The following is a 2,093-nucleotide window of genomic DNA, read 5'->3' on the forward strand; positions in this document are numbered from 1 at the left end:
ACGGTCATGTTGTTGACCCACTGCGTATCGCTGACATTGGCTAAAGCAGACGCACCGATTTTGTTGGATACGCCTGCGGTGGCAGCGGCTGCAACCAGGTTTTGCACCGTGCGGCTTCTGCCCAGTTCTTTCAGGGTTTTGCCGACGTTGCCTTTGTTGTTGATCAGGGAGACGGGAGCGGCTGTTGAGGGGTTGCGTACGGTTACGCCGCTTATGGCGGCTAACCGTACCTACGCAGGCTCCCGAGTTGCGTTACCAAAGACCAGCTTATCGGTTTTGAAGGTATAGTAATCTACCCAATCTTGCAGATATTCATAGGGATACGACAAATCATACCGCTTCATAAAGTCGAAGATGTCTTGATAGTCATCCGGCGGCAGAGGAGCGTAAACAATTAAATCCTTTGGAGCGATTTCGTGGTCTATACCCAAATCGAAACCGTGCATGGAGGCGATTTTGGCGTAGGTAACGATTTGCGGCTGGAGGTAGAAATCGAAATAGCTCAACGTTTCCTTGGCAGCCATACGCGCGGTTTTTTTATCAAACAGCGGTGCTAAGGCGGCTTTCATCGCCTCTGCATCCTGTTCGGCGAAAGCGAGAAAGAAACGGTAATCGTACAATCGCTTTTGCAGCCATTTGCTGGGGGCGGGGTAGGCCAATACTTTCTCGCTGCGCTGTTTCAACCGCTCAAGCTGCGTACCTTCCACCATCAGCAGCGTGTTGTAAATCATGTGGCGGTTGAGGTCGTAGCGGTCTGTGAAGGCTTCTGTATCGTTGGCGATATTGTCGATATTGCGAACCAGAAATTCACGTAGCTGCGGGCTGTCGCTCATCAGCATCAGGAACATCGGATTCTGTATATTGAGCATATCGCAGGGGAAGAAGAAGGGTTCAGGATATTTAGCATCTACACTTCTTAAAATTCCTAACTTTCCTCCAATATAAGCATATTGCTTGAATTTTTTAAGGTTGTGTTCAAATAGATAAGTATGTGAAGTTTTAGCATAAATATCACTGAATATATGATTCATAGCAGCAAATGGGACACCTTTTCTTTCGTTTATGTATGACAACCCATTCTTACATTCTTCTTCAAATCCTTCTACATAACTTTCGATTACATTTGTTATATAGGTATGCCACTTTTTCGTGGTCATCATATTAGCTGTCATTGTTATCTCCTGATATTGGTTTTAGAAGGAACTTCAACAGGAAGAATGACTGCCTTACCTGTTTGACGGTCAACACCGGCTACGGCAGTTTTTAATTTACCATTTTTCTCTGCGTCTCGAATTATCTGAATGGTAGAATTATTTTTTGGCAGCTCGTTCAGAACTTGATTAACCCATGCCTCACTCATCTGCGTATACCCACCAGCACCATTCGGATTGAGCTGCACCGTACCGTTCCTGATCTGTTTACTTTCAACCAAGACCACCACGCTGCCATCGGCAGCCTGCCACACATGGTCAAAACCTTTATTGCCGCCGTATTTGCCGCCCGAAAGCACTTTGAAACCGTTTTGTTCAGCTAAAGAGTCAAATAACTTCTCGGTTGCTTTACCTGTCGTGTCCCTGCCTTCGCGGATGGTTTTTAGCAGTTGTTTGTCGGTTGCCGAAGTAACCTTTAATTCAGTTTGACCGACTTTGATTTTGGTTTTGTTGACATAACCGCGTGCCGTGGCAACGGTTGCGGCATTGTCCAAGGCTTTTTTCATACCTTGCAAATCTTTCGCCGCTTCCGCTGTTTTATAGGCCTGTCTCGCCTCACCGATCCCCGGAACTATACCCAGCAAAGCAAACAGGTAATCAGCGGCGGTCTGTGCTTCTACAAAACTCTGTATATCACCGATAACCGGAATAAACCCTGTCTGAAACATCAAAACTTCCCGATATTCTTCGGGATTTTTACGTATCCATTCTTGCTGCTCCTTTTGAAATTTATCACACTTTGCTCCTACGCATTTAGGATACAAAGAATTCTTCTCCACCGCCACAGCTGCCGCATTCGCCGCCGCATTCACATCGCCGCCCGCCACACCGCTTACCGTACCGGCAACCAGTTTGCTGTATGCCAGAATCTGTTCGCGCTCT

At 46.7% G+C, this 2,093-nt stretch carries 2 protein-coding genes and 1 pseudogene; all 3 read right to left on the reverse strand.

Annotated elements, in window-relative coordinates; translation table 11 throughout:
• A pseudogene (locus tag CRG49_RS12760) lies at positions 1 to 179 on the reverse strand (DUF637 domain-containing protein); the annotation flags it as partial.
• Between the two features lie 51 nt (positions 180 to 230).
• Positions 231 to 1,172, reverse strand: coding sequence for an immunity 49 family protein (locus tag CRG49_RS12765; RefSeq protein WP_095503310.1), 942 nt, complete (start codon positions 1,170 to 1,172; stop codon positions 231 to 233).
• A gap of 2 nt (positions 1,173 to 1,174) precedes the next feature.
• On the reverse strand, positions 1,175 to 2,093 hold a 919-nt coding region (locus tag CRG49_RS12770), incomplete at its 5' end, for a VENN motif pre-toxin domain-containing protein (protein WP_232727257.1).

It is taken from the genome of Neisseria sp. N95_16 (assembly GCF_002551535.2).
GTDB lineage: Bacteria > Pseudomonadota > Gammaproteobacteria > Burkholderiales > Neisseriaceae > Neisseria > Neisseria brasiliensis.

Bases quoted from the DNA above. Each gene is read 5' to 3' on its own strand.
- CRG49_RS12765 (WP_095503310.1), bottom strand. From the start codon at position 1,172: ATGACAGCTAATATGATGACCACGAAAAAGTGGCATACCTATATAACA.